Raw genomic sequence first — 21,716 nt, forward strand, 5'->3', positions numbered from 1 at the left:
CTGACTATGCCACGGATGGGCTCAAAAAGTGACGGCCGGGCCGAACGCTGCAACCACTCGGGCCGGCCGTACCACGAGATAAGTGCTGTTGTCAGGCGCGGAACACGGGAGAGCGGCTAAATCACGCCCGGTGTCCGCCTTTGTGACTTGAAGTCACGCAACGGGCTGGCGTACCTGTTCCAAGGCCATGGGCTCGCGGGTTTGATTCAATGGCCGGATTTGGGGCTGGAAGGCGTTTAAGGGATGCAAGATTTTGCGCGCGCCCTGGCTGATTTCGTGCGCGATCATCAGGCCTGGGCAGCACCGATTGTGCTGCTGCTGGCGTTCGGCGAATCGCTGGCGTTCGTTTCACTGGTCGTTCCGGCCTGGGGGGCTCTGGTCGCGATCGGCGCCCTGATGGGCGTCAGCGGCATCAACTTCTGGCCGATCTGGATCGCCGGCGGCATTGGCGCGGGCCTCGGCGATTGGGTCTCCTACTGGGTCGGCTTCAAATACAAGGAGCAGGTGGCCCAGATCTGGCCGCTGTCGCGCTATCCGGAAATCCTGCCGCGCGGCGAGGCTTTTGTAAAAAAGTGGGGCGTGCCCTCGATTTTCATCGGGCGGTTCTTCGGGCCGTTGCGGGCGTCGGTGCCGCTCGCCGCCGGCATTTTCGAGATGCCGTATTGGCCGTTCCAGATCGCCAATTTCGTCTCCGCGTTGGTGTGGTCGGCAGCGTTGTTGCTGTTTGGCGACGTGATCGCTCACATAATCGAATGGGTGTGGCGGTTGTTGTGACGCAAGGCGCTCGCGCTGCCGGAATAAGCCGCCGGGGGCAGGGGTTAGCTCTCATGATGGAGAACACCGCGCTTGCCTGCCGTCGCACCGGCGTCATCGCGCCAGCACTGAAGGGCTGGTAGAAGCGGCGGCAACCAGGGCCGAGAACACGTCACCGAGAACACGTCACACGGACACGTCGATAAAGCGGGAAATCCCGCGAACCGCATTCATCGTCTCACTGGGAGGACATCACATGGAACTGACACGACGTCACGCACTCGCCGGAGCCGCGGCTCTCGCCGCTTCACCTCTGTTGCCCGGCATGCCGGCCAGGGCGGCCGCGCCGGCCGCCGAGAAGCAGGCTCCGAGTTTCTATCGTTACAAGGTCGGCGACGCCCAGGTGAACGTCATCTCCGACGGCATCAACAACTTCGCGCTGGGCGATACTTTCGTGCTCAACGTCAAGAAGGACGAAGTCAACGCCGCGCTCGAAAAGGCGTTCATGCCGAAAGACAAGATGAGCATCCAGTTCGCGCCGCTCGTCATCCATACTGGCGGCAAGCTTGTCGTCGTCGACACCGGCAACGGCCCGGGCGCTTTCGCGTCGAGCAAGGGCAATGTCGGACAGTTCGCCAGCAACTTGGTCGCCGCCGGGATCGATCCCAAAGCCGTCGACATGGTGGTGATCTCGCACTTCCACGGCGACCACATCAACGGCCTCTTGACCGCCGACAACGTGCTGGCATTCCCGAATGCCGAGGTGCTGGTGCCGGCCGCCGAGTGGAAGTACTTCATGGATGACGGCGAGATGGGCAAGCAGACCACGGAGCGGATGAAGGGCGTGTTCGCCAATGCGCGCCGCGTGTTCGACGCCGGACTGAAGAAGAAGGTCACGCCTTACGAAATGGGCAAGGACGTCGCTCCCGGGCTGCAGGCGGTGGCTTCCCACGGTCACACGCCGGGCCACACCTCGTATGTCCTGTCGTCCGGTTCGGACAAGGTTTTCATCCAGTCCGACGTCACCAACCTGCCGGCGTTGTTCGTCACCAATCCAGGCTGGCATCTGATGTTCGATCAGGACCCGGCGATGGCGGAAGCCACCCGCCGCAAGGTCTATGACATGCTGGTGGCCGACAAGATGCGGGTCCAGGGCTTCCATTTTCCATTCCCGGCCAATGGCTTTGTCGAGAAGGACGGTACCGGTTACCGGCTGGTTCCGGCGCCGTGGAATCCGGTGATCTGACCAATCGGTCATCGTCGAAATCCGAGCAATGGGCCGCCCTTCGGGGCGGCCTTCGTGTTCTGGCCCGGTGTTTTGGCTTGACGGTGGAACCGAGCGGCCTTATAGCCCCGGCCCATGATCAACGCTTCGACCAGCATCATCGCCCGCCGCCGCCGCATTGTCGCGGTATGGGCGGTTGTCTGCGTTTAAGATCATCGCCTCTGCCGCCGGATATGATCCGCGGCTCTTTCCCTTCAAGACACGCGGTTTGATCTGGCGGCTCCTACGTCAAGCAGGAGTTTGAAATGTATACGCCGCCTCCGTTCAAGCCCGACCGTGCCGCCAGCCTGGCGTTTGCGGAAGCGCGCGGCTTTGGCCTCGTCTGCGCGTGGGATGGCGCCAAGCCGATTGCCTCGCCGCTGCCGTTCTATCTCGGCTTTGCCGATGACGGGACGCCGCGCGCGCTGTTTCATGTTGCCCGTCATAATCCGCTGGTAAAGCTCGCCGGCGGGACCTCGTCCTGGCTGCTGGCCGTGAACGGCGCGGATGCCTATGTGTCGCCCGACTGGTACGTCTCGCCCGATCAAGTGCCGACCTGGCTCTACCAGGCCGTGCACCTGACGGGCACGGTACGGGCACTGTCCGACGACGAACTGGCCGAGCAGATCGAGACGCTCAGCGCCAAGTTCGAAAACCGGCTGCTGCCGAAGAAGCCCTGGTTGTCGTCGAAAATGACGGCCGGGCGGCTGGATGCCATGAAGAAGGCGATCGTGGGACTGGTGATGACGGTTGACGAGATCGAGGGCAGCTTCAAGTTGAACCAGCACAAATCCGACGCCGACTACTCAGCCATCAGCAATGCGCTGGCGTCACAGGGGGACGCCGACGCAGCCGAGATCGCAGGACTGATGCGCGAGGCGCGCCCGCAGGCTTTTATGTCAGACACAGCAGCAACGAACGAAGCGACGACGCTTGAAAGGAATGTGTGATGAGCACGAAGAAGAAAATCGGTATTCTGGGCGCGTCAGGCTACACCGGCGCCGACGCGGTGCGCCTGCTGGCGCGGCATCCCAATGCCGAAATCACCGCACTGACCGCCAATACCCATGCCGGCAAGTCGATGAACGACGTGTTCCCGCATTTCTTCATGCTGGATCTGCCCAAGCTCGTGGAATGGGAAAAGGTCGACTGGAGCCAGCTCGACGCGGTGCTCTGCGGGCTGCCGCACGGCACCACGCAGGAAATCATCGCCGCGGTGCTGAAGGCCAATCCGAAAATCAAGGTCCTCGACATGTCGGCCGACTTCCGGCTGCGCAACAAGGAGACCTACGCGCAATGGTACGGCCATGAGCACCGGGCGCTCGAATTGCAGGGCGAAGCGGTCTACGGCCTGACCGAATTCTACCGAGAGAAGATCACCTCGGCGCGGCTGGTCGCCTGTCCGGGCTGCTATCCGACGGCAGCGCTGCTGGCGCTGGTGCCGCTCGCCAAGGCCAAGCTGATCGACGTCGACGACATCATCATCGACGCCAAATCCGGCGTCACCGGCGCCGGGCGCGGCCTCAAGCAGAACACGCTGTTCAGCGAGGCCGGCGAGGGGCTGTCGCCCTATTCGGTCGGCACGCACCGGCATGCGCCGGAGATCGAGCAGGAGATCGGCGTCGCTGCCGGTTCGACGGTGACGATCAACTTCACGCCGCATCTCATTCCGATGGCGCGGGGCGAACTCTGCACCTCCTACGTCAAGCTCAACGGGGCTACGCCGGACGATCTGCGGGGCGCGCTGGAAAAAGCCTACCAGAACGAACCGTTCGTGCATGTGGTCAAGAAGGGCGTGCTGCCGCAGACCCAGAACGTGCGCGGTTCGAACTACGTCCAGATCGGCGTGATCGCCGACCGGATCAAGAACCGCGCCATCGTGATCTCGACGCTCGACAATCTGGTGAAGGGCTCGGCCGGTCAGGCGATCCAGAACATGAACCTGATGTTTGGATTTCCCGAGACCGCCGGACTGGAGCAGATCGCGCTGTTTCCGTAACTTGGGCCTAAGCCGGCATCACGCTATCAGCGCGATGCTGGCGCGGCCGCCCGTTCGGCCGTCGGGGCTTGCGAGCGCATCCCAGAACCGCAGAATCCACAGTTGCGTCCAGCGAAGGCGCGTCTACTGTTTTGCCGCAACATGCGGCTGATGCTGAGTCTCGCCGACAGCGAGAGGAATTCGTGGACGAGGCGACGCTTCAATTCTACCGCGGCCATGCCGAGGCTTACGCGGCGCGCGAGATCACCTCGCGTCGGGCAAGGCTGGAGGCGTTCCTCTCGCTGCTTCCACCTGGCGCTGCCATCCTCGAACTCGGATGCGGCGCCGGCGGCGACACCGCGGAAATGCTGGCGCGGGGCTTCGACGTATCTCCGACGGACGGATCGCCGGAAATGGCTGAGGTGGCGTCGCGCCGTCTCGGCCGCCCGGTCGGGACGCTGCTGTTTCATGACATCGACGCGGTCGGGACCTATGACGGCGTGTGGGCCAATGCCTGCCTGCTGCACGTTCAGCGCGATGAACTGGCGCAGGTGCTGTCGCTGATCTGGCGCGCGCAAAAACCCGGCGGCGCTTTCTTTGCCAGCTTCAAGACCGGCGACGCCGAAGGTCGCGACACGCTAGGCCGCTACTACAATTACCCGTCGCCTGACTGGCTGCGCGAAACCTACGCCAGCGCGGGCAACTGGAATTCGCTTGAAATCGAGACCGGCGAGGTCATCGGCTTCGACAACCAGTGGGCCCCGATGCTGTTTGTCGTGGCCCGGAAAAGCCCCTGATCTGATGGTCCTTCAGTCCGGCAAGACAATTTTCCGCGTCCTGGTCGTTCTGGCGATTACGCAGGTCATCGGATGGGGCACGATCGGACTTCTTGCGGTCGTGGGCGGGCAGGTCGCCGCCGATCTTCACATGGACATCTCGGCGGTGTTTGCCGGCAACTCGATCTTCTATGTCCTGATGGGTCTGTGCGCTCCGATCCTGGCAAAGCCGTTCACGCAATTTGGTGCCCGCCGGGTGATGATCGCGGGGACCGTCATCGGTGCGCCAGGCTTCGTTTTGCTGTCGTTCGCTCACGGCCCGATACAGTTTTTCGCTGCGTGGGTGATGCTCGGCGCGGCCGGCAGCGCCACGCTGGCCACGGCCGCCTACATCCTGCTCAACGAGATCGCCGGCCGAGACGCGAAGCGTGGCATCGGCGCCATGATGCTGGTGACCGGGCTTTCCAGCAGTGTTTTTTGGCCTACCACGTCGTTTCTGTCAGACGTTGTGGGCTGGCGTGGAACCTGTCTGGTCTATTGCGGGATGCTGCTGCTTCTGTGCCTGCCGCTCTATTATTTCGGATTGCCGCGCCGAACCGAACCAAAAGATGAGGCGATTTTCGCGGCGCAGCCGGCCAGCAAGTCGCCCATCGTGAAAAAAAGCACGTTCCTGCTGATTCTGGCCGCGCTCGCGCTCAATGCATTCGTCGCCTTCGGATTCAGCGCCGTGCTGATCGAGCTTCTGAAGGTGGAGGGCCTGTCGGCGGCCACGGCCGTAACCTTCGGCTCGATGCTGGGCGTGATTCAGGTCAGCGCGAGGGGATTGGATTTTCTTGGCGGCGGGCGGTGGGATGGGATTACGACGGGGCTGTTTGCCGGCTCGGCGATTCCTGTGGCGATGTTTCTTCTGCTGATCGGCGGCGGATCGCATTGGGCGATCGCGGCCTTCATTCTGCTGTATGGTATGGGCAGCGGCGCGTTCGCGGTCGCCCGTGCGACCATACCACTGGTGTTCTACGACCAGGCCGAATTCGCCAAGGCGACCTCGCGCATTGCGCTGCCGCTCAATCTCATTTCCGCAGCGTCGCCTCCGGTTCTCGTTGGCTTGCTGACGCAGTTCGGCAGCAACGCGCTGCTTGGCCTTGCGATGGCATGTTCTTGCGGGGCGCTCCTGATCCTGCTCTGGCTCAGGAAATTGCGTCCGACGATCGGGGCGATGGCCGCAGACTGATCGCGATGCAGAGGCTCGCGTCGCTCAGAGCACCTGGAAGATCGCCAGCGCCAGCACGGCCTGCGCGAGGAAGCCGACGGTGAAGGCGAGCGTCCGGAACACCGGCAGGCCGAGCGTATAGACGATCAGGTGCGCGACGCGGGACCAGAAATAGACCATGCAGGCCATCACGGTCCATTTGGTGGAATAGTCGGCCGCGTTGAGGATCAGCACCAGGGGGGCGAAGATGATGAGGTTCTCGACCGCGTTGTCATGCGCGAACATCAGCCGGTTGGCCCATTCGGCATGCGGCTTGTCGTTGCGCGAGGGATTGGCCATGGCGCCGGAAAGGCCGCGGATCTGACAGCGGTTGATGATGTAGGGGACCCACAGCAGACCGGTCAAAATCACGGTCAGCGTCAGCCAGAACAGTTCACGCGTCATCGTTTCCCCCTCGCTCGATTTCGATTCCCGATACGGGATATCAGCTTATAGCCAACCCCGCGGGCTTGCGCTACGCGCGGACGCGAACGTAGCTGCCGGGCGCATCCTCGATCGGCGGCATCGCCTCGGAGCCGACCGCGCGCGCGGGCACCATCTCGGCGTCGAGGCCCTCCAGCCATTGACGCCAGTCCGGCCACCACGATCCCTTGTGCTCGGTGGCGTTCTTGAGCCAGTCGGCCAGCGTGACGTCCTTGATGTTGTCGTTGGTCCAGTACTGATATTTTCCAGACGCCGGCGGGTTGACCACGCCGGCAATGTGGCCGGATCCGGACAGCACGTATTTGACCGGCCCGCCGAAGAACTGCGAGCCGTACAGCACCGAATCCGCGGGCGCGATGTGATCTTCGCGCGTCGCCAGATTATAGACCGGCACCTTCACCTTCGAGAGGTCGAGCAGCGTGTTATCAAGCACCATGCTGCCGGTGGACAGCCGGTTCTCCAGGTAGCAGTTGCGCAAGTAGAAGGAATGGTTGGCTGCCGGCATCCGCGTCGCGTCGGAATTCCAGTGCAGCAGGTCGAAGGAGGAGGGCGGCTGCCCCTTCAAATAGTTGCTGATGACGTACGACCAGATCAGGTCGTTCGAGCGCAGCATGTTGAAGGCCATCGCCATCTTGCTGCCTTCGAGCACGCCGGCCGACGCCATGTCGCGTTCGAGCGCCGAGATCTGGTCTTCGTCGACGAAAACAAGGAGATCGCCGGCATGGGTGAAGTCGACCTGGGCTGCAAAGAACGTCGCCGAGGTGACGCGCACGCGGCGCTTTTCGGCGAGCCACGCCAGGGTCGAGGCGAGCAGGGTGCCGCCGACGCAATAGCCCGCGGTATGAACCTTCATCTCGCCCGTGACCTTTTCGATGACGTCCATCGCGGTCAGCGGTCCCTGCCTCATGTAGTCGTCGAACGTCTTCTTGCCGAGTTCCTTGTCCGGATTGACCCAGGAGATCACGAACACGGTGATGCCCTGATCGACGCACCATTTGATGTAGGATTTTTCCGGCTTCAGATCGAGGATGTAGAACTTGTTGATCCAGGGCGGCACGATCAGCAGCGGCGTGCGCAGCACGGTCTCCGTGGTGGGCGTGTACTGGATCAGCTGCATCAGCTCGTTCTGGAAGATCACCTTGCCCGGCGTCGTCGCCATGTTGACGCCGACCACGAGGTTGGTGGGATCGGACTGGCGGATACGCAGCGTGCCGCGGCCGGTTTCGATGTCCTCGGCCAGCATCTTCATGCCGCGCACCAGATTGTCGCCGTTCGAGGCCAGCGTCTCGCGCAGCACTTCGGGGTTGGTGAAAACGAAGTTCGACGGCGAGATCGCATTGCTGATCTGCTGGACGTAGAATTCGGCCTTCTTGCGCGTGTGCGGATCGATGCCTTCGGCGTTCTTCACCAGTTCCTGCGCCCATTGCGTGGTGAGCAGGTAAAGCTGCATCACGAAGTCGAAGAACTTGTTGGTCTTCCACTCCGGATCCTTGAATCGCTTGTCGCGCGGCGACGGCTCGATCGCGGGCGGGGCCTCTTCGCCGGCCATGCGGCGCACCGTCGAGCCCCAGAGATCGAGGTAGGCTTTGGCCATCTTGACCTGCAGATCGGACGCCCGCTCCTTGTCCGAAAGCCAGTATTCGGCGACCGTGCTGAAGGTCTTGATCACCTCGGCGATCTCATTCGGCGGTTTGTCCTTCGGCTCACCGTTTTCGCGCGGCTTCAGGTAGGCCGCGAGCGCCTGGCCACTGCTCTCCATGGCCCTGGCGATATTCATGGCGAAGGCTTCAGCGTTGAAGGATTTCGCAGCGTGGATTTCGGTGTTAACGTCGGTCATGTCTGGGACACTATAGCTTCATTTCGAGTTCGTCACCGCGCCTGACGGCGGCGGTAGGTTTGGGTTAATCCTGTTGCACTGCGATAAGATTTCTCCGTTCGGACACATTGAAGCCGCACCGTTTGAGTTACCTGTTCTGGCTTTAATCGTTTCGGGCGACAATGGTTTGAAGGGTTGCGGAGAATTTGACGCAGCTCGACGATCCAGCGCTGCAAGGCGCATACCAACAGCCCTTGCCAACGCGCACAGTGCAAACGATCTAAGGCAACGGGACAGGTATTGGGGACTTCCGCACGGATGCCGGTGGATCGGATGATAAGGCTGTGGTCGATGGCCGCGCTGTTCGCAACCGCGCTCGCGGTCAGCGGCTGCTCGACCTCGATCGCGGATTTGCCAGGCGTCGGCGTGCCGGGCGACGCGCCCGCGCGTCCGAAGGAAGCCGCCGGGGGCTATCTGCCGGTCCACGACCTGCCGCCGGAGCGCGACGAGGCTGTCATCAAGCCGGCGGAGCAGGCCAAGATCGAGGCCGAACTGCGTGCCGCGCGGGATCGTCAGGCGGCCGCGGCCGCAGCAAATCCTGCCGCCAAATAAGCTGCCTGTTTTTGACGCGTTCGTGACCGCGATCCGGCTGCCGCCCCAAATGAAGTCCCGGCAGGCTTTCGCTTGAGAACGCTATAGTCTCTGGCGCTACGGGGCACCCGTGCTAAAAGAGCCTTAATTCAACCGCATCACGGTCCGGCACACAGGATCTTGCGCCTGAATTCGCTCTAAATCATTGATTGAGCGCGAGTTTTGGACGAAGCCGAATTCGGCTTCGAAAACCGCAGATTCTACCGATTCTGTCCCGCTGGTCGTCGGAGCAAGGGTCCCATGGAAGATTTCTACCGCATCCGCCGTCTGCCGCCTTACGTGTTCGAACAGGTCAACCGGGCCAAGGCGGCCGCGCGGAACGCGGGTGCCGACATCATCGACCTCGGCATGGGCAACCCGGATTTGCCGACGCCGGCCCACGTGATCGAGAAGCTGAAGGATACGCTGGGCAAGCCGCGGACCGACCGTTATTCGGCCTCGCGCGGCATCACCGGGCTGCGCAAGGCGCAGGCCGCCTATTACGCGCGCCGGTTCGGCGTCAAGCTCGATCCGGAAACCCAGGTCGTAGCGACCCTGGGCTCCAAGGAAGGCTTCGCCAATGTGGCGCAGGCGATCACCGCGCCCGGCGATGTCGTGCTGTGTCCCAATCCGAGCTATCCCATTCACGCCTTCGGCTTCCTGATGGCGGGCGGGGTGATCCGCTCAGTGCCGTCGGAGCCGACGCCGCAATTCTTCGAAGCGGTGGAGCGCGCGATCATCCATTCGATCCCGAAGCCGATCGCGCTGATCGTCTGCTATCCGTCCAATCCGACCGCCTATGTCGCCGACCTCGATTTCTACAAGGATCTGGTGGCGTTCGCGAAGAAGCACGAGATCTTCATCCTGTCGGATCTGGCCTATGCCGAAGTCTATTTCGACGACAAAAACCCGCCGCCCTCGGTGTTGCAGGTTCCCGGAGCGATCGACGTCACGGTCGAATTCACCTCGATGTCGAAGACGTTTTCGATGGCGGGCTGGCGTATGGGCTTTGCCGTCGGCAACGAGCGCATCATCGCCGCGCTGGCGCGGGTGAAATCCTATCTCGACTACGGCGCGTTCACGCCGGTCCAGGTCGCGGCCACCGCGGCCTTGAACGGACCGGATGATTGCATTCGCGAGATGCGCGACACTTACCGCAAGCGCCGCGACGCGCTGGTGGAAAGTTTTGGCCGCGCGGGATGGGATATTCCGCCGCCGGCCGCCTCGATGTTCGCCTGGGCGCCGCTGCCGAAAGCCTTTGAGGGCGTCGGCAGCATGCAGTTCGCCACCCTGATGGTGGAGAAATCGGGCGTGGTGGTGTCGCCCGGGGTTGCCTTCGGCGAGCACGGCGAGGGCTATGTCCGCATCGCCATGGTGGAAAACGAGCAGCGTATTCGCCAGGCCGCGCGCGGCGTGCGGCGCTTCCTTGAAAGCGGCATTGAAACGTTGCACAACGTGGTTCCTCTCGCCAACCGGCGGTAGGCATGATCCCGAAAAGCGGACTTCCGGTTTTCGGAACCAGATCGTGCTTGGTTAGCTCTCTTCGGCAGGTTTTTTGGTCATGGTCGCACCCCTGAAAGTGGGCATCGCGGGGCTCGGCACTGTTGGCGCCGAAGTCGTCCGCCTCATCGAAGCGCAGGCGCGGACCTTGTCGGCGCGCAGTGGACGCGCGGTGCGCGTCGTCGCCGTCACCGCGCGCTCCAAGGTGAAGAAGCGCAAGCTCGATCTGCGCGGCATCGAATGGGTCAAAAGCCCGCTGGCACTGGCCAATCACCCCGGCATCGATTGCTTCGTCGAGCTGATGGGCGGTTCCGGCGATCCGGCGCTGTCGGCGATCGAGGCGGCGCTCAAATCGGGCAAGTCGGTGGTGACTGCCAACAAGGCGCTGATCGCCAAGCACGGCGTGCGGCTGGCCAAGGCCGCCGAGAAGCATGGCGGCGCGCTGAACTACGAGGCGGCGGTGGGGGCGGCGATCCCCGTCATCAAGACCCTGCGCGAGGGGCTGGCCGGCACGTCAGTCAATCGCGTCTACGGCATCCTCAACGGCACCTGCAATTACATCCTGACCCGGATGGAACAGGAGGGCCTGTCGTTCGCCGAATGCCTGAAGGACGCGCAGCGGCTCGGCTATGCCGAGGCCAATCCGTCGTTCGACGTCGATGGCCACGACACCGCCCAGAAGCTTGCTATCCTGGCCAGCCTCGCGTTCGGCACGAAGGTTGCACAGAGCGCGGTCTACGTCGAAGGAATCTCCTCGATCGCGCCGGAAGATCTGCGCGCCGCTGAGGAACTCGGCTATCGGGTCAAATTGCTTGGGGTCGCGGTGCGGACGGCGAAGGGAATTGAACAGCGCGTGCATCCGACCATGGTGCCGAAATCATCCTCGATTGCGCAAGTCATGGGCGTCACCAACGCCGTCACCATCGACGGCGAGGGCATCCCGCCGATCACGCTGGTCGGCCCGGGCGCCGGAGGCGCGGCCACCGCGTCCGCCGTCGTTGCCGACATCGCCGATGTGGCGCGCGGGATTCGCGCCAAGCCGTTCGGACGCCCGGTTGAGCGCCTGCGCGCGACCACAAAAGCGCCGATGGAACGCCATGAGGGCGGCTATTATATTCGCCTGATGGCGCGCGACCTCGCTGGAACCGCTGCCACCATCGCGACCCGTCTGGCGGAACAGAAGATATCGCTGGAATCGATCGTGCAGCGTCATCCCGACGGCGTTGACGCCAACGGGTCGACCAAGAAAGCGTCACCTGTTCCGGTTATTCTGATTACCTATGCAACGTCGGAAGATGCGGTCTATCGTGCGCTGGAAGCGGTGCAGCGCGACAAGGTGATCAGCGGCCGGCCGCAGGTAATACGGATCGAGAAGAACTAGCGCGATTCCGGTGATCGCGCGTACGCGCAATCCACGGATTGTGCGCCACAAAGAAACGAATAGGCGGACCGTATGGTCCGCTGTGAAGACTCAAAGGAGTGCTTGGTATGTCGACCCATATTTCCGTCCCGCCGCAGCTGTTGCTCGAGCGCATTCTCACGCTTGAAATCGTGCGGGTAACGGAACGCGCCGCGGTTTCGGCCGCGCGTTTGCGCGGCCACGGTCAGGAAAAGGCGGCCGATCAGGCTGCGGTCGACGCGATGCGGCGCGAACTCAACAAGCTGCCGATCGAAGGCACCATCGTGATCGGCGAGGGCGAGCGCGACGAGGCGCCGATGCTGTTCATCGGCGAGAAGGTCGGCCTCAACGCCGGCCCGCAGGTCGATATCGCCGTCGATCCGCTCGAAGGCACCACGCTGTGCGCCAAGAACATGCCGGGCGCGATCGCGACCATGGCGATGGCCGATGGCGGCACGCTGCTGCACGCGCCCGACGTCTACATGCAAAAGCTCGCGGTCGGCCCCGGTTACGCCAAGGGCGTGGTCGAACTCGACGCTTCGCCCGCCGACAATGTGCGCCGGCTTGCCAAGGCAAAAGGCGTCGACCCCGCAGCAATCACCGTGCTGGTGCTTGATCGTCCGCGCCACGCCGACATCATTGCCGGCGTTCGCAGCACGGGCGCCGCGGTTCGCCTGATCACCGACGGCGACGTTGCCGGCGTGATCCATTGCGCCGATCCTGACAACACCGGCGTCGACATGTATATCGGCACCGGCGGTGCGCCCGAGGGCGTGCTGGCGGCGGCCGCGTTGCGCTGCATCGGCGGCCAGATGCAGTGCCGCCTGATCCTCGACTCCGAGGAAAAGCGCGAGCGCGCCCACAAGATGGGCGTCACCGATCCCAAGATGATCTACGGCATCGAGGACATGGCGCGGGGCGACTGCCTGTTCGCGGCGACCGGCGTTACCACCGGTTCCCTGCTGTCCGGTGTCAAGTTCCGCAAGGACGTCATCGAAACCGAAACCGTCGTGATGCGTTCGGTCACTGGTACTGTCCGCTACATCAAGGCCGAGCACCGGCAGCTGGACAAGTTCCACCTCGATTGAGAGGTTTGAATATGGCTGGAGAAATCATCATCCGGCCGATCGGCGAAGACGAGCGCGCGGCATGGAATCCGCTGTGGGACGGCTATCTCGCCTTCTACAAGACGGCGCTGACGCAGGACGTCAGCGATCTTGCCTGGTCGCGGTTTCACGATCCGGACGAGACGATGTTTGCGCTCGGCGGTTATGTCGATGGCCGGCTCGCCGGGTTCGCGCATTACCTGTTCCATCGCTCGACCTGGGCGCCGAAGCGATACTGTTACCTCGAAGATCTGTACGTCGCGGACGGCGCGCGCGGCCACGGGCTGGGGCGCGCGCTGATCGAGGCGGTGTACCAGAAGGCCGAGGCGGCGGGGGCAAGCCGGGTCTATTGGCTGACCCAATCGAGCAACGCGCAGGCGCGTGCGCTCTACGACAAGGTTGCCGACAATCTCGGATTCATCCAGTACCGAAAGGTGATTTAGTTTTCGTCCAATCAAGAACAAGAAACAGGGAGAGAGTATGTCTGATATTTCGGCGGTGAAAGCGTTGGTGTTCGATGTGTTCGGCACCGTCGTCGACTGGCGCAGCAGCCTGATCGCGGATTTTACAAAGTGGTCCGAGAAACGCGACATCAAGGCGGACTGGACCGCGCTCGTTGACGGCTGGCGCGCGGTCTATTCGGCCTCGATGGATGAAGTGAGAAAACACCCCGAACGCGGCTACATGATCCTCGACACGCTGCACCGGCAATCGCTGGAAAAGCTGGTTGTGCAACTCGGAATATCAGGGCTCAACGACGCCGATTTGCATTACCTCACCATGGGCTGGCACCGCCTGCATCCCTGGCCGGACAGCGTCGCAGGTCTCGCGCGGCTGAAGACAAAATACATCATCTCGCCGCTCTCCAACGGCAACGTCGCACTCTTGACCAACATGGCAAAATTCGGCGGGCTGCCGTGGGACCTGATCATGTCGGCCGAACTGTTCGAGCACTACAAGCCCGACCCAGAAACCTATCTCGGCGCGGCAAAATTGCTGTGCCTGCCACCGGAGCAGGTGATGATGGTCGCCGCGCATAACCAGGATTTGAAAGCCGCGCAGAAATACGGTTTGAAGACCGCCTTCGTCGCGCGCCCGACCGAATACGGCCCCCTGCAGAAATACGATTTCGAAGCCAAGGGCGACTGGGACATTGTTGCGAAGGATTTTGGCGGAATCGCGGACAGGATGGGGTGCTAACCAGTAGCCCGCATGAGCGGAGCGATAGGCGGGCATCAGAACGAGAGGCTCCCGGATGTCGCGGAGTTTATCATCGGGCGCGCGTTCGCGCGACCCGTTGGCTCATCCGGGCTTCTGTAACGGGCCTCGATTAGTCAATCCCTTTTGCGTCATCCGCTCGCCGGGAACTTGCTTCTGTACGGGATCGGCGCAAGGGCCGTCGCCTGATGGGGTTCGTAAGAGGATAGGTCGGCCAATCTACGGAAGCGTGATCACATCGTTCGATGTGTCGACATCCCGGATGTCGGCCTGACCTGATCCATCGTCCCGGCGAAGGGACTTCGCTTCGGGAAGGCTGGTGTCGTGACCCGCCCGAAAACCTGTCGTTTTTGCTCCTAAGCCGTTGCAGCGTTAGCCTTGGTGGCCGGATTGAAGGGCGCACCGTCCTTGAGTATGCGATGCATGATCACGGCGAGCTTGCGGGCCAGCGCGACCTTAGCCTTGTTCATGCCGGCCCGTTTGGCGATCCGCATCGCCCAGCTCTTGAGCTGCGAACATCCCTTGATCGGCTTCGTCAGCATGATGTGAGCGGCCTGGTAGAGCGCCTCGCGCACGGAAGCGTCGCCGATCTTGCTGATCCGGCCCGATCGGTCGGTCTCGCCGGACTGGTGCTTCTTCGGCGTCAACCCAAAATGCGACCCGGCTTGCTTGGAGGATGTGAACCGCGCGGGATCATCGATCGCTGCGGCATAGGTCAGTGAGATGATTGGCCCCACCGCAGGCGTCGACATCAACAACCTGGCCTTGGCATTCATCAGCGACATCCTGCCTGCCCGCTTCTCGAAGGCCTTGAACTCGCTCAGCAGGACGGTCCGCACCTTGAGCAGCGCTTCTGCGATCACTTCCAGGTTGGGATGCCCCTTCACCAACTCGTTGATCCGTCCAGCAAAATCTGTTCCCGTCGTTTTGCCGACCTTCAGCCCAAAGCCGCGCAAGATCCCGCGCAGGCTGTTCTCGACGTCCAGAAGCTTGCTCTGAACCAGCTTGCGCGCCGTCAGCAAGGCTCTCACTTCCTGCGCCGCCACCGACTTGCAGTGAACCGGCCGGAACCAGCCCAGCCGCATCAGTTGCGCGATCCCCCGTGCGTCATTGCGGTCCGACTTCACTGGCATCGCCTTGAACGCGTCGTGCACGTGCCGCGTCTCCAACAGCTCAACTGCGAGCCCAGCCTGCTTCATCACCGCGTACAGCCATTGCGACAGCGGCCCAGCTTCCAGCCCGATCCGGCCCAGCCCGATCCCGAGCGAGGTGAACCAACCGATCAGCGCCGCCGGCTCGCTTGCCACCTTGCTCTCGCGGAAAATCTTGCCGTTCCCATCAACAACGCACACGCTTGAGCATTCCAATGACACGTCGATTCCTGCATAATACTCCATGGTCGTCTCTCCTTGATGCTTGGAGCGAGGTCCATCCTCGACTCCGTAAACACCATCCATGTGAGGGACGACCGCCCGCCTTCCAAGCAAGCCGCGCGAAGCGCGCACCCAACAGCGCCGTAGCAAGCGCGGCTTGCTTGGAAGGCAGACCGGGGCCCGTTACCCCATCTACGCAGGAAAACTCCGCAGCTACGCCGCGCTCAATATCACCCCGTACCAGCCAAGCCCCCGATACGTCTCGTATCCCGGCGTCGCGTGAAACGCGACCAGCGTGCCTGATCGGTCCTGGTAGAAACCGCTGCGCCGTCCATCCAGTGAAAGCTGCACGCGCTCGGTGAGGATGCCCTGGCCGTCGGAGGCCGCGATGACGCGGAATTGCGAATCGACCAGCAGCACGCGGGCCTTGTCGGCGGCGCCGACGCGCACGCCCTGGACGATGGCGCGGGCCTGCGCTTCCCAGTCGAAGTGGATCGCCAAAATGCCGGTCGCGGCGGCGTTCGCCTTGCCGCCGGCGCGGACGCTGGCGCAATAGGTGGCGACCTGGGCATGGCCGAGCAGGGGCTGGGATTCGACGTCACCCGCGACATAGTCGTCGCCCGTTCGCAAAGCCCGCGCGTCGCGAAACCATTTGGTCGACGCCACGTTCTGGCCGACGACGCCATAGCGATCCGCCCGGCCGTTGGCCAGCACGTTGCCGTCGAGATCGCAGAGCCACAAATCCAGATACACGGTGTAGGCGCCGAGGATCACGGCCAGCCGCTCCGACACATGGGTTACGGCCGCCGCATCAGGAGAGGCCGCGCAGTCGACGACGGCCGAATCGGTGGCCCACCAGCGCACGTCGCAGGTGCGCTCATAGAGGTTACGGTCGATCAGCTCGATGGCGTTCAGCGACAGATCCACCATGCGCTCGCCGCGCGACCGGTCGCTCATCCGCGCGATCGAGTTCATCAGATCGCCGGTGCGGTTGGTGAGCTGGCTTTCGAGCTCCCGCGCGATGGTCTCGACCTGCTGGCCGACATTGCGGACTTCCTGCGCGACCACGGCGAAGCCGGCGCCCTGCGCGCCGGCGCGCGAGCTTTCGATCAGCGCGTTCAGCGCCAGCATCTTCATCTGGTTGGTGATCTTCTGGATCGATTTGGTCTTGTCGCAGGCGACCTGGTTGACCTCGGCGGTGAGCCGGGAGATCAGCGCGGAGATGTCGGATTCATCCTCGTCGGTTGCTGAACGGGCCGCGGTTTTGGCGGTCGATCTTGCAAGCGCGACGGACATCTGGAACTTCCTCTGCCTTCGCCCCCTCGATCGATCTCCTGCAGAGCGAATCGGGATTTAGGTGGGCGCACGTTCCATCCGTTGTCGCGAGTCTTGCCTAATGGCGGGTTTATTTTCCGGGCCGGCTTGCGTAGTTGTACGGAGGCAAGTTGCACGTTGTTTGTGCAGGTCATTTTTTAGGCAGCGGCTGGGCTCCGCTGCGCAGCGGCGCGAACCCCGACGGGAGAGGTCGGGGTTCGCCGGCGCTGGTCAGTAGGTCTTCTTCGGGACCGAGGGCGGGGAAAAGGGGTTGAAGGGCAGGGTGCCGTTGCCCAGCTTGCCGCCGGTCACCGCGTCCAGTTCTTTTGCGGTCAGTTCGATCGGCTTTTCGTTCGCGCGTTCCATGTTGCTTCTCCTGTTGCTGTCCCGGTGCAACATTGCATCGGCCTGATCAGGACAATGACGGATCGGCTACGGCGGCGCTGTTCCCTGGGTGACAACCGAAACGGCAACAGCCCGCAAGGCGGATTGGAGCCGACATGTGTCCGGCGTCGCTCGCAGAAGGCGCAATCCGCGCTGCGTGCCACTCCGACGAAAGCCCAATAGTGCGGCAGCTGTCTTCCGGCGGATATTGCGGTAAGCTTTCGCCGGAAAAACCCGCGCCCGCTGGGCAAGAAAGGGTGATCGATAATGCCAGATCCCGTCGCCTTGTTCGCCACCGTCGTCCTGCTGTTTCCGATGGGATATTTCCTTTTGGCGGCGCCGGCCTTTCTGCTGGTGTCGCTCGACATCCCGCCGGTCACCCAGCTGTTGCGCGGCATGTTCAGTTCCTATTTCCTGATGGTGGCCATTGCCGGCGCCGTCGGGACGGTCGCCGTTGCCCTGACGGGCCGGCTGTTTGTCGCCCTTGCTATTGCCTTGATCGCGGCGTTCGCGGTCTGGACGCGCCGCTGGTTTCTGCAGCGGTGGGATGCGCAGCTCCAGGCCAGGGACGCCGGTGACGCCGAGGCGGTACGCCGGCTGCGGCGGCTGCATTGGGGTGGCATGCTGTGCAATGCGGTAGAACTCGCCGTTATCTTGATCAGCATTCCCTACGTTGTCGTCACGCCGGCTTGATCAGGGCCGCAAGGCGGTTCCACCGTTACATCACCCAACAAGGTTACGTAGAAGTCCGGAGAGAAGCCGGCTTCGCGGCAATCTCCCGTTAGGGAGGTTTGCGTACAATTGCGCGTTATTGATTGCATTGCTCGGAATAATTGTACGCCGTTACCTTCGCTGAACCGGAAAGACCGCAGAGCGGCTTTCACAGGTGGCACCAAAATGCTTGTGCATTTCGTTACGGATGAGCCTGCGAAAATTCCAGCCATCCGCGCGATGCTGGAACCGCAATATGACGTTCAGTCCCAGCTGCTGGGGACCGGCAACGCGAAGATCAGCTCAGGCGGCGTATTGATGATTGACGCCGACCTGCGCAAGCCAGCCCCGGTAGAACAGATCAAGCGCGTCCTGCAGGAGCTGCGCTGCGCTTCGGAAAGGCTGTTCGTCGTTCAAAGCCATCTGCACCACATGGTGGCCCAGGCGTATGCCCTTGGCGCGACAGCCGTGGTTTCGCGTCCAAAAGAAATCATATCGAAACTGGAGCAAATCGACGTCGCCCAGAAGGCGGCGCAGGCCGGCATCGCCGTCGCATCAACCGAGATCACCGGTGCTGCGGTGGCCTTCGCATCCATGTTTTCGGCGATACGCGAGGGCAAACCGATAACGCTTTCGAGTGCCGAGGACGCCACATCGGAGATCATCAACGGTATCGAGCAAAACGGACTTGGCGTCTGGCTTGACGACGTGCGCCGCTATCACCAGGGCACGTTCCAGCACTGCCTGCTGGTGACTGGAGTGGCGGTCGGCTTCGCCCTCAGTATCAAGTTCTCCAACGCAGACATAAGGCGGCTCGGACTGGCCGCCACGCTGCACGATGTCGGCAAGGCACGCATTCCCCTGGCTATTCTCGACAAGCCCGGACGTCTTGACCCGGGCGAAGAAGAGATCATGAAGCGCCATCCGATTATCGGATATGAATTGTTGAAGGCTCTGCCGGGAATTAGCCCGGAGACCCTTGATGGCGTGAGGCACCACCACGAGTTTCTGGATGGTTCCGGTTATCCCGATGCGCTGACCGCGCCGGAGATTTCCGACCTCGTACGATTGCTGACGATATCCGACATCTTCGCCGCGCTCATCGAGTCGCGGCCGTACCGACCGGCAATGTCCCGGCAGGATGCTTACAAGATCCTGTGCGCCATGGATGGAAAGCTGGAGCGGTCGCTCGTCAAGGCGTTTCAGAGCGTGGCGCTAACGACATGATCCAAAACTGCGAAACGAGGTTTGCGCCGTTTCCTGCAATTTCAGCCCGGACTTCTTATATGGAGCTAGACTAGCCATGGTTGCCGCAGCATCGCCGGATTCAATCGCGGAACTGACCGGCGCCGCAAAGGATCAGTCGGCTCAGCGGGATGTCCGAATCCTGAAGCAGGTGGCGGCCTTGTTCTTGTCCAATGTCGATCGCCTCCGTGAATCCCAGATAGCTGCGTTCGATGGCGTCCTTGTGCCCCTGATCGGGCGGATCGAGGCGTCAACCCTGGTCCATCTGAGCGAAGCCCTGTCCACGACGGATCTAGCGCCGTGCGAGACCATCCGCAAACTCGCGTTTCACGATGACCCCCTGGTGGCCGCGCCCGTTCTGCGAAACTCCAATCGCCTGTCGGAAGCGGACCTTGTTGAGATCGTCAAGAGCCGCAGCCAGCAGCATTTGTTGGCGATCTCCGGCAGAAATGCGCTCAGCGAAACGCTGACCGATGCGCTGATGAGGCTTGGCGACGTCAACGTCTCCAACGCGCTCGCTCGAAATGCGGGAGCACGGTTCTCCGAATGCGGCTACGCGACGCTTGTCGGAAGGGCCGAGCGTGACGAAAGCCTCGCCGAAAAGCTCGGCCTCCGCCTGGACATTCCTGCGAATTTGCTGCGCGAGCTGCTGACAAAGGCGACCGACATCGTACGGGCGCGATTTTTGACGGCACCGCGACCGGCTGTGCAGGCGCGTGGGACGAACGCCAAACCGATCAGCGCCGCCCCGCAAAAGAAGATTGACTACACACAGGCGCAGAGCGAGGTCCTGGCGCTCAATCGCGCCGGCAAGCTCAACGATTCAACGGTGAACCGGTTTGCGGTTCGGAGCGAATACGTCCACGTGGTGGCCGCACTCTCATTGTTGTCCGAGGTGAAGATCGAGGCAATTGAGCCGTTGATCGAACCGGAGCGGTTGTATGGACTGATCGTGGCGTGCAGAGCCAGCAGGTTAAGCTGGTCGACCATGACGATGATCATCCGCAATCGGCCCGGTTGCGCGCCGCCGACGCAACGGGAGCTCGATCAAGCTCACGAGGTATTTGACACCTTGTTGCTGTCCGTGGCGCAATGGACGGCGCGGTTTGGAGCCGATCGAATGGCGGCGAAAAAGATCGATTGTGCTGCTGCACCGCGGCAGTAGAGCGTTTTCCAGCGAAGCATGCCCTCGGACTTGATCCGGGGGTGGACACCGGTTCGCGTAAAGAAAACGCGTCAAAACAAGAATCCAGAGCCCCGTTCCGATTCCATCGGAACGGAAAAGGCTCTAGAAATTTGCGCTGACGTCAGGAGACGTCGAATGCCCACTCCAGAACTGCATTTTGGGCGTGGAGCAGAAATGCTTTGGCTTCGATAACGCGACATGCCCGATGCGTCATCGCCTCAGCGGACACTTCCTTGCCACGCGATACCGGAGGGCAGGGCACGAAGTCGGCCTCCGGGTGGAGCCTGTCCAGCACTGTGGGCGTGACCTGATAATCAACCAACTCCTCGGGCTCAGCATCGGCTGCCCAGCAATCGGTGACGACAAGGTCGGCATCAGCGAGTTCGTTCATATCGGCGCTGGCACGAAAGCGCGGCGTGGAAGCCGCAGCATCGCGGTCGAGCCACTTGTCGGGATGGACCTGGACGACGTTGATCGGCAGGACCGCCGCAGCCTCGATCCACGATCCCAGAATATTGGATTTTGGAGCGACAACCCCGACCTTGATCCCCTCGATACGGCCGTGCCGGTGGAGCTGAAAGGCCAGATCGCCGAGCGTTTCGCAGGGATGGTTTTGCCGGGTCCGGGCGTTGATGACAGGTGCCCGCGCAAAATGTGCGAGACTTCGCATGACGGCCAGATCCGGCGCACGGGTTACAATTCCGTCGAACCAATTGTCGAGATAGGCGGCGAGATCCTGCAAGTCCTCCCGCGTATCCCATTGCAATGGCGCATGGACGCAAATGCCGCCCATGGCCTGGATGCCTAGGTCAAAAGCCGTCGTGTTCCTCCAGCCGGAGTCGTTCACCACCAGCACGATTCGACGGCCGGCCAGGCTTTGAACCATCCGTCGCTGGCGCCAAAGCGCCGCCATCTCCTGGGCGCGCTCGATGATCGCCATCGCGTCGGAGGCATTGAGATCGCTTATCGCCAGAAGCTCGCGGATTTTCTCGCTCATTGCTCTCTTGCTCTTAGTTTCAATTAACGGCGTCCCATCCGGATGTGCGCTCGGCGTGGAACTACTTCTTCGGCTCCAATCCTACGGGCTTGTTTACAACCTTGGCTTGAGTGTCTCTAATGGATTCGGGGCTCAAGCGAACAATCGCATTGTTGTTCCGGTTTCCCTGAGGCGGTTCCTCAATGGCGAATGCTGGTGTGATGTCGACTGCGGCCGCAAATCTCGTCCGTAAGGCCGTCGTACTTGCCTCTTCGTTGTTGTTATTGGCCGTCCTGGCAGGCTGCCAGCCCGCTACGTCCGAAGGCATCAAGTTCGGCTGGTTTTACCGGATGGTCGTCGAACTGTCGCATGGCGGCGAGCCGCTCAATATAGA

General features: G+C 62.2%; 21 protein-coding genes. 15 read left to right on the forward strand and 6 right to left on the reverse strand.

Going from position 1 to position 21,716, the window contains the following annotated elements; all coding sequences use genetic code 11:
* The first annotated feature begins 243 nt into the window (after positions 1 to 243).
* From ABIE49_RS39105 to ABIE49_RS39130, 6 genes are all read left to right on the forward strand, one after another.
* Entirely contained in the window at positions 244 to 774 is a 531-nt protein-coding gene (locus ABIE49_RS39105; protein ID WP_192740860.1) for a DedA family protein, read from the forward strand.
* 235 nt (positions 775 to 1,009) lie between these two features.
* Positions 1,010 to 1,999, forward strand: coding sequence for an MBL fold metallo-hydrolase (locus ABIE49_RS39110; RefSeq protein ID WP_192740859.1), 990 nt, complete (start codon positions 1,010 to 1,012; stop codon positions 1,997 to 1,999).
* 284 nt (positions 2,000 to 2,283) lie between these two features.
* Entirely contained in the window at positions 2,284 to 2,967 is a 684-nt protein-coding gene (locus ABIE49_RS39115) for an FMN-binding negative transcriptional regulator (protein ID WP_192740858.1), read from the forward strand.
* The gene (gene argC / locus ABIE49_RS39120; protein WP_192740857.1) at positions 2,967 to 4,016 is read left to right on the forward strand and encodes an N-acetyl-gamma-glutamyl-phosphate reductase; all 1,050 of its coding nucleotides are present in this window, start codon (positions 2,967 to 2,969) and stop codon (positions 4,014 to 4,016) included. The genes ABIE49_RS39115 and argC overlap by 1 nt, the downstream gene beginning before the upstream one ends.
* Before the next feature lie 182 nt (positions 4,017 to 4,198).
* Positions 4,199 to 4,792: a class I SAM-dependent methyltransferase gene (locus ABIE49_RS39125; RefSeq protein WP_192740856.1), complete on the forward strand. Its 594-nt coding sequence runs from the start codon at positions 4,199 to 4,201 to the stop codon at positions 4,790 to 4,792.
* Between the two features lies 1 nt (position 4,793).
* On the forward strand, positions 4,794 to 6,002 hold the full coding sequence (locus ABIE49_RS39130; protein WP_502916016.1) for an MFS transporter: 1,209 nt from the start codon (positions 4,794 to 4,796) through the stop codon (positions 6,000 to 6,002).
* Positions 6,003 to 6,026: 24 nt separating this feature from the next.
* Here the strand turns inward: ABIE49_RS39130 and ABIE49_RS39135 are convergent, their stop codons facing one another.
* Both ABIE49_RS39135 and ABIE49_RS39140 read right to left on the reverse strand, forming a co-directional pair.
* A complete protein-coding gene (locus tag ABIE49_RS39135) occupies positions 6,027 to 6,425 on the reverse strand; it encodes an MAPEG family protein (RefSeq protein ID WP_192740854.1) in 399 nt (132 codons plus the stop codon).
* Positions 6,426 to 6,495: 70 nt separating this feature from the next.
* Positions 6,496 to 8,301, reverse strand: a complete 1,806-nt coding sequence (locus tag ABIE49_RS39140; protein WP_192740853.1) for a PHA/PHB synthase family protein — start codon at positions 8,299 to 8,301, stop codon at positions 6,496 to 6,498.
* Between the two features lie 297 nt (positions 8,302 to 8,598).
* Between ABIE49_RS39140 and ABIE49_RS39145 the strand changes: the two genes are divergently transcribed.
* The 6 genes from ABIE49_RS39145 to ABIE49_RS39170 all read left to right on the forward strand — a co-directional run bounded on the left by ABIE49_RS39145 (position 8,599) and on the right by ABIE49_RS39170 (position 14,115).
* A complete protein-coding gene (locus ABIE49_RS39145; protein WP_192740852.1) occupies positions 8,599 to 8,892 on the forward strand; it encodes a hypothetical protein in 294 nt (97 codons plus the stop codon).
* Between the two features lie 279 nt (positions 8,893 to 9,171).
* Entirely contained in the window at positions 9,172 to 10,392 is a 1,221-nt protein-coding gene (locus ABIE49_RS39150) for an LL-diaminopimelate aminotransferase (protein WP_192740851.1), read from the forward strand.
* Positions 10,393 to 10,471: 79 nt separating this feature from the next.
* Positions 10,472 to 11,791 carry a homoserine dehydrogenase gene (locus tag ABIE49_RS39155; RefSeq protein ID WP_192740850.1) on the forward strand — a complete coding sequence of 440 codons (1,320 nt, stop codon included), beginning with the start codon at positions 10,472 to 10,474 and terminating at the stop codon, positions 11,789 to 11,791.
* A 107-nt stretch (positions 11,792 to 11,898) separates the two neighbouring features.
* Entirely contained in the window at positions 11,899 to 12,897 is a 999-nt protein-coding gene (gene glpX / locus ABIE49_RS39160) for a class II fructose-bisphosphatase (RefSeq protein WP_192740849.1), read from the forward strand.
* Between the two features lie 11 nt (positions 12,898 to 12,908).
* A complete protein-coding gene (locus tag ABIE49_RS39165; RefSeq protein WP_192740848.1) occupies positions 12,909 to 13,358 on the forward strand; it encodes a GNAT family N-acetyltransferase in 450 nt (149 codons plus the stop codon).
* 37 nt (positions 13,359 to 13,395) lie between these two features.
* Positions 13,396 to 14,115, forward strand: coding sequence for a haloacid dehalogenase type II (locus ABIE49_RS39170; RefSeq protein ID WP_192740847.1), 720 nt, complete (start codon positions 13,396 to 13,398; stop codon positions 14,113 to 14,115).
* Positions 14,116 to 14,489: 374 nt separating this feature from the next.
* Here ABIE49_RS39170 and ABIE49_RS39175 read toward each other — a convergent pair whose 3' ends face one another.
* From ABIE49_RS39175 to ABIE49_RS39185, 3 genes are all read right to left on the reverse strand, one after another.
* Positions 14,490 to 15,530, reverse strand: coding sequence for an IS110 family RNA-guided transposase (locus ABIE49_RS39175; protein WP_192740894.1), 1,041 nt, complete (start codon positions 15,528 to 15,530; stop codon positions 14,490 to 14,492).
* 189 nt (positions 15,531 to 15,719) lie between these two features.
* Positions 15,720 to 16,802 (reverse strand): methyl-accepting chemotaxis protein, encoded by a 1,083-nt coding sequence (locus ABIE49_RS39180; protein ID WP_192735747.1) that lies wholly within the window; start codon positions 16,800 to 16,802, stop codon positions 15,720 to 15,722.
* Positions 16,803 to 17,051: 249 nt separating this feature from the next.
* Positions 17,052 to 17,186 carry a hypothetical protein gene (locus tag ABIE49_RS39185; RefSeq protein ID WP_354067302.1) on the reverse strand — a complete coding sequence of 45 codons (135 nt, stop codon included), beginning with the start codon at positions 17,184 to 17,186 and terminating at the stop codon, positions 17,052 to 17,054.
* A 285-nt stretch (positions 17,187 to 17,471) separates the two neighbouring features.
* On the opposite strand from ABIE49_RS39185, the gene ABIE49_RS39190 reads away from it, so the two are divergent.
* The 3 genes from ABIE49_RS39190 to ABIE49_RS39200 all read left to right on the forward strand — a co-directional run bounded on the left by ABIE49_RS39190 (position 17,472) and on the right by ABIE49_RS39200 (position 20,325).
* Positions 17,472 to 17,897: a hypothetical protein gene (locus ABIE49_RS39190; protein WP_192735748.1), complete on the forward strand. Its 426-nt coding sequence runs from the start codon at positions 17,472 to 17,474 to the stop codon at positions 17,895 to 17,897.
* A gap of 204 nt (positions 17,898 to 18,101) precedes the next feature.
* Positions 18,102 to 19,142 (forward strand): HD-GYP domain-containing protein, encoded by a 1,041-nt coding sequence (locus tag ABIE49_RS39195; RefSeq protein ID WP_192735749.1) that lies wholly within the window; start codon positions 18,102 to 18,104, stop codon positions 19,140 to 19,142.
* Positions 19,143 to 19,218: 76 nt separating this feature from the next.
* Positions 19,219 to 20,325 (forward strand): DUF2336 domain-containing protein, encoded by a 1,107-nt coding sequence (locus ABIE49_RS39200; protein WP_192735750.1) that lies wholly within the window; start codon positions 19,219 to 19,221, stop codon positions 20,323 to 20,325.
* 142 nt (positions 20,326 to 20,467) lie between these two features.
* Here ABIE49_RS39200 and ABIE49_RS39205 read toward each other — a convergent pair whose 3' ends face one another.
* Positions 20,468 to 21,343: an ornithine carbamoyltransferase gene (locus tag ABIE49_RS39205; RefSeq protein ID WP_192735751.1), complete on the reverse strand. Its 876-nt coding sequence runs from the start codon at positions 21,341 to 21,343 to the stop codon at positions 20,468 to 20,470.
* Positions 21,344 to 21,716: the final 373 nt, after the last annotated feature.

Source organism: Bradyrhizobium sp. OAE829 (genome assembly GCF_040546575.1).
Taxonomy (GTDB): domain Bacteria; phylum Pseudomonadota; class Alphaproteobacteria; order Rhizobiales; family Xanthobacteraceae; genus Bradyrhizobium.

What these genes read in the sequence shown, in the direction of transcription:
- ABIE49_RS39105 (WP_192740860.1), top strand. Translation starts at nt 244, where the DNA reads ATGCAAGATTTTGCGCGCGCCCTGGCTGATTTCGTGCGCGATCATCAG.
- ABIE49_RS39110 (WP_192740859.1), top strand. Translation starts at nt 1,010, where the DNA reads ATGGAACTGACACGACGTCACGCACTCGCCGGAGCCGCGGCTCTCGCC.
- ABIE49_RS39115 (WP_192740858.1), top strand. Translation starts at nt 2,284, where the DNA reads ATGTATACGCCGCCTCCGTTCAAGCCCGACCGTGCCGCCAGCCTGGCG.
- argC (WP_192740857.1), top strand. Translation starts at nt 2,967, where the DNA reads ATGAGCACGAAGAAGAAAATCGGTATTCTGGGCGCGTCAGGCTACACC.
- ABIE49_RS39135 (WP_192740854.1), bottom strand. Translation starts at nt 6,425, where the DNA reads ATGACGCGTGAACTGTTCTGGCTGACGCTGACCGTGATTTTGACCGGT.
- ABIE49_RS39140 (WP_192740853.1), bottom strand. Translation starts at nt 8,301, where the DNA reads ATGACCGACGTTAACACCGAAATCCACGCTGCGAAATCCTTCAACGCT.
- ABIE49_RS39145 (WP_192740852.1), top strand. Translation starts at nt 8,599, where the DNA reads ATGCCGGTGGATCGGATGATAAGGCTGTGGTCGATGGCCGCGCTGTTC.
- ABIE49_RS39150 (WP_192740851.1), top strand. Translation starts at nt 9,172, where the DNA reads ATGGAAGATTTCTACCGCATCCGCCGTCTGCCGCCTTACGTGTTCGAA.
- ABIE49_RS39155 (WP_192740850.1), top strand. Translation starts at nt 10,472, where the DNA reads ATGGTCGCACCCCTGAAAGTGGGCATCGCGGGGCTCGGCACTGTTGGC.
- glpX (WP_192740849.1), top strand. Translation starts at nt 11,899, where the DNA reads ATGTCGACCCATATTTCCGTCCCGCCGCAGCTGTTGCTCGAGCGCATT.
- ABIE49_RS39165 (WP_192740848.1), top strand. Translation starts at nt 12,909, where the DNA reads ATGGCTGGAGAAATCATCATCCGGCCGATCGGCGAAGACGAGCGCGCG.
- ABIE49_RS39170 (WP_192740847.1), top strand. Translation starts at nt 13,396, where the DNA reads ATGTCTGATATTTCGGCGGTGAAAGCGTTGGTGTTCGATGTGTTCGGC.
- ABIE49_RS39175 (WP_192740894.1), bottom strand. Translation starts at nt 15,530, where the DNA reads ATGGAGTATTATGCAGGAATCGACGTGTCATTGGAATGCTCAAGCGTG.
- ABIE49_RS39180 (WP_192735747.1), bottom strand. Translation starts at nt 16,802, where the DNA reads ATGTCCGTCGCGCTTGCAAGATCGACCGCCAAAACCGCGGCCCGTTCA.
- ABIE49_RS39185 (WP_354067302.1), bottom strand. Translation starts at nt 17,186, where the DNA reads ATGGAACGCGCGAACGAAAAGCCGATCGAACTGACCGCAAAAGAACTG.
- ABIE49_RS39190 (WP_192735748.1), top strand. Translation starts at nt 17,472, where the DNA reads ATGCCAGATCCCGTCGCCTTGTTCGCCACCGTCGTCCTGCTGTTTCCG.
- ABIE49_RS39195 (WP_192735749.1), top strand. Translation starts at nt 18,102, where the DNA reads ATGCTTGTGCATTTCGTTACGGATGAGCCTGCGAAAATTCCAGCCATC.
- ABIE49_RS39200 (WP_192735750.1), top strand. Translation starts at nt 19,219, where the DNA reads ATGGTTGCCGCAGCATCGCCGGATTCAATCGCGGAACTGACCGGCGCC.
- ABIE49_RS39205 (WP_192735751.1), bottom strand. Translation starts at nt 21,343, where the DNA reads ATGAGCGAGAAAATCCGCGAGCTTCTGGCGATAAGCGATCTCAATGCC.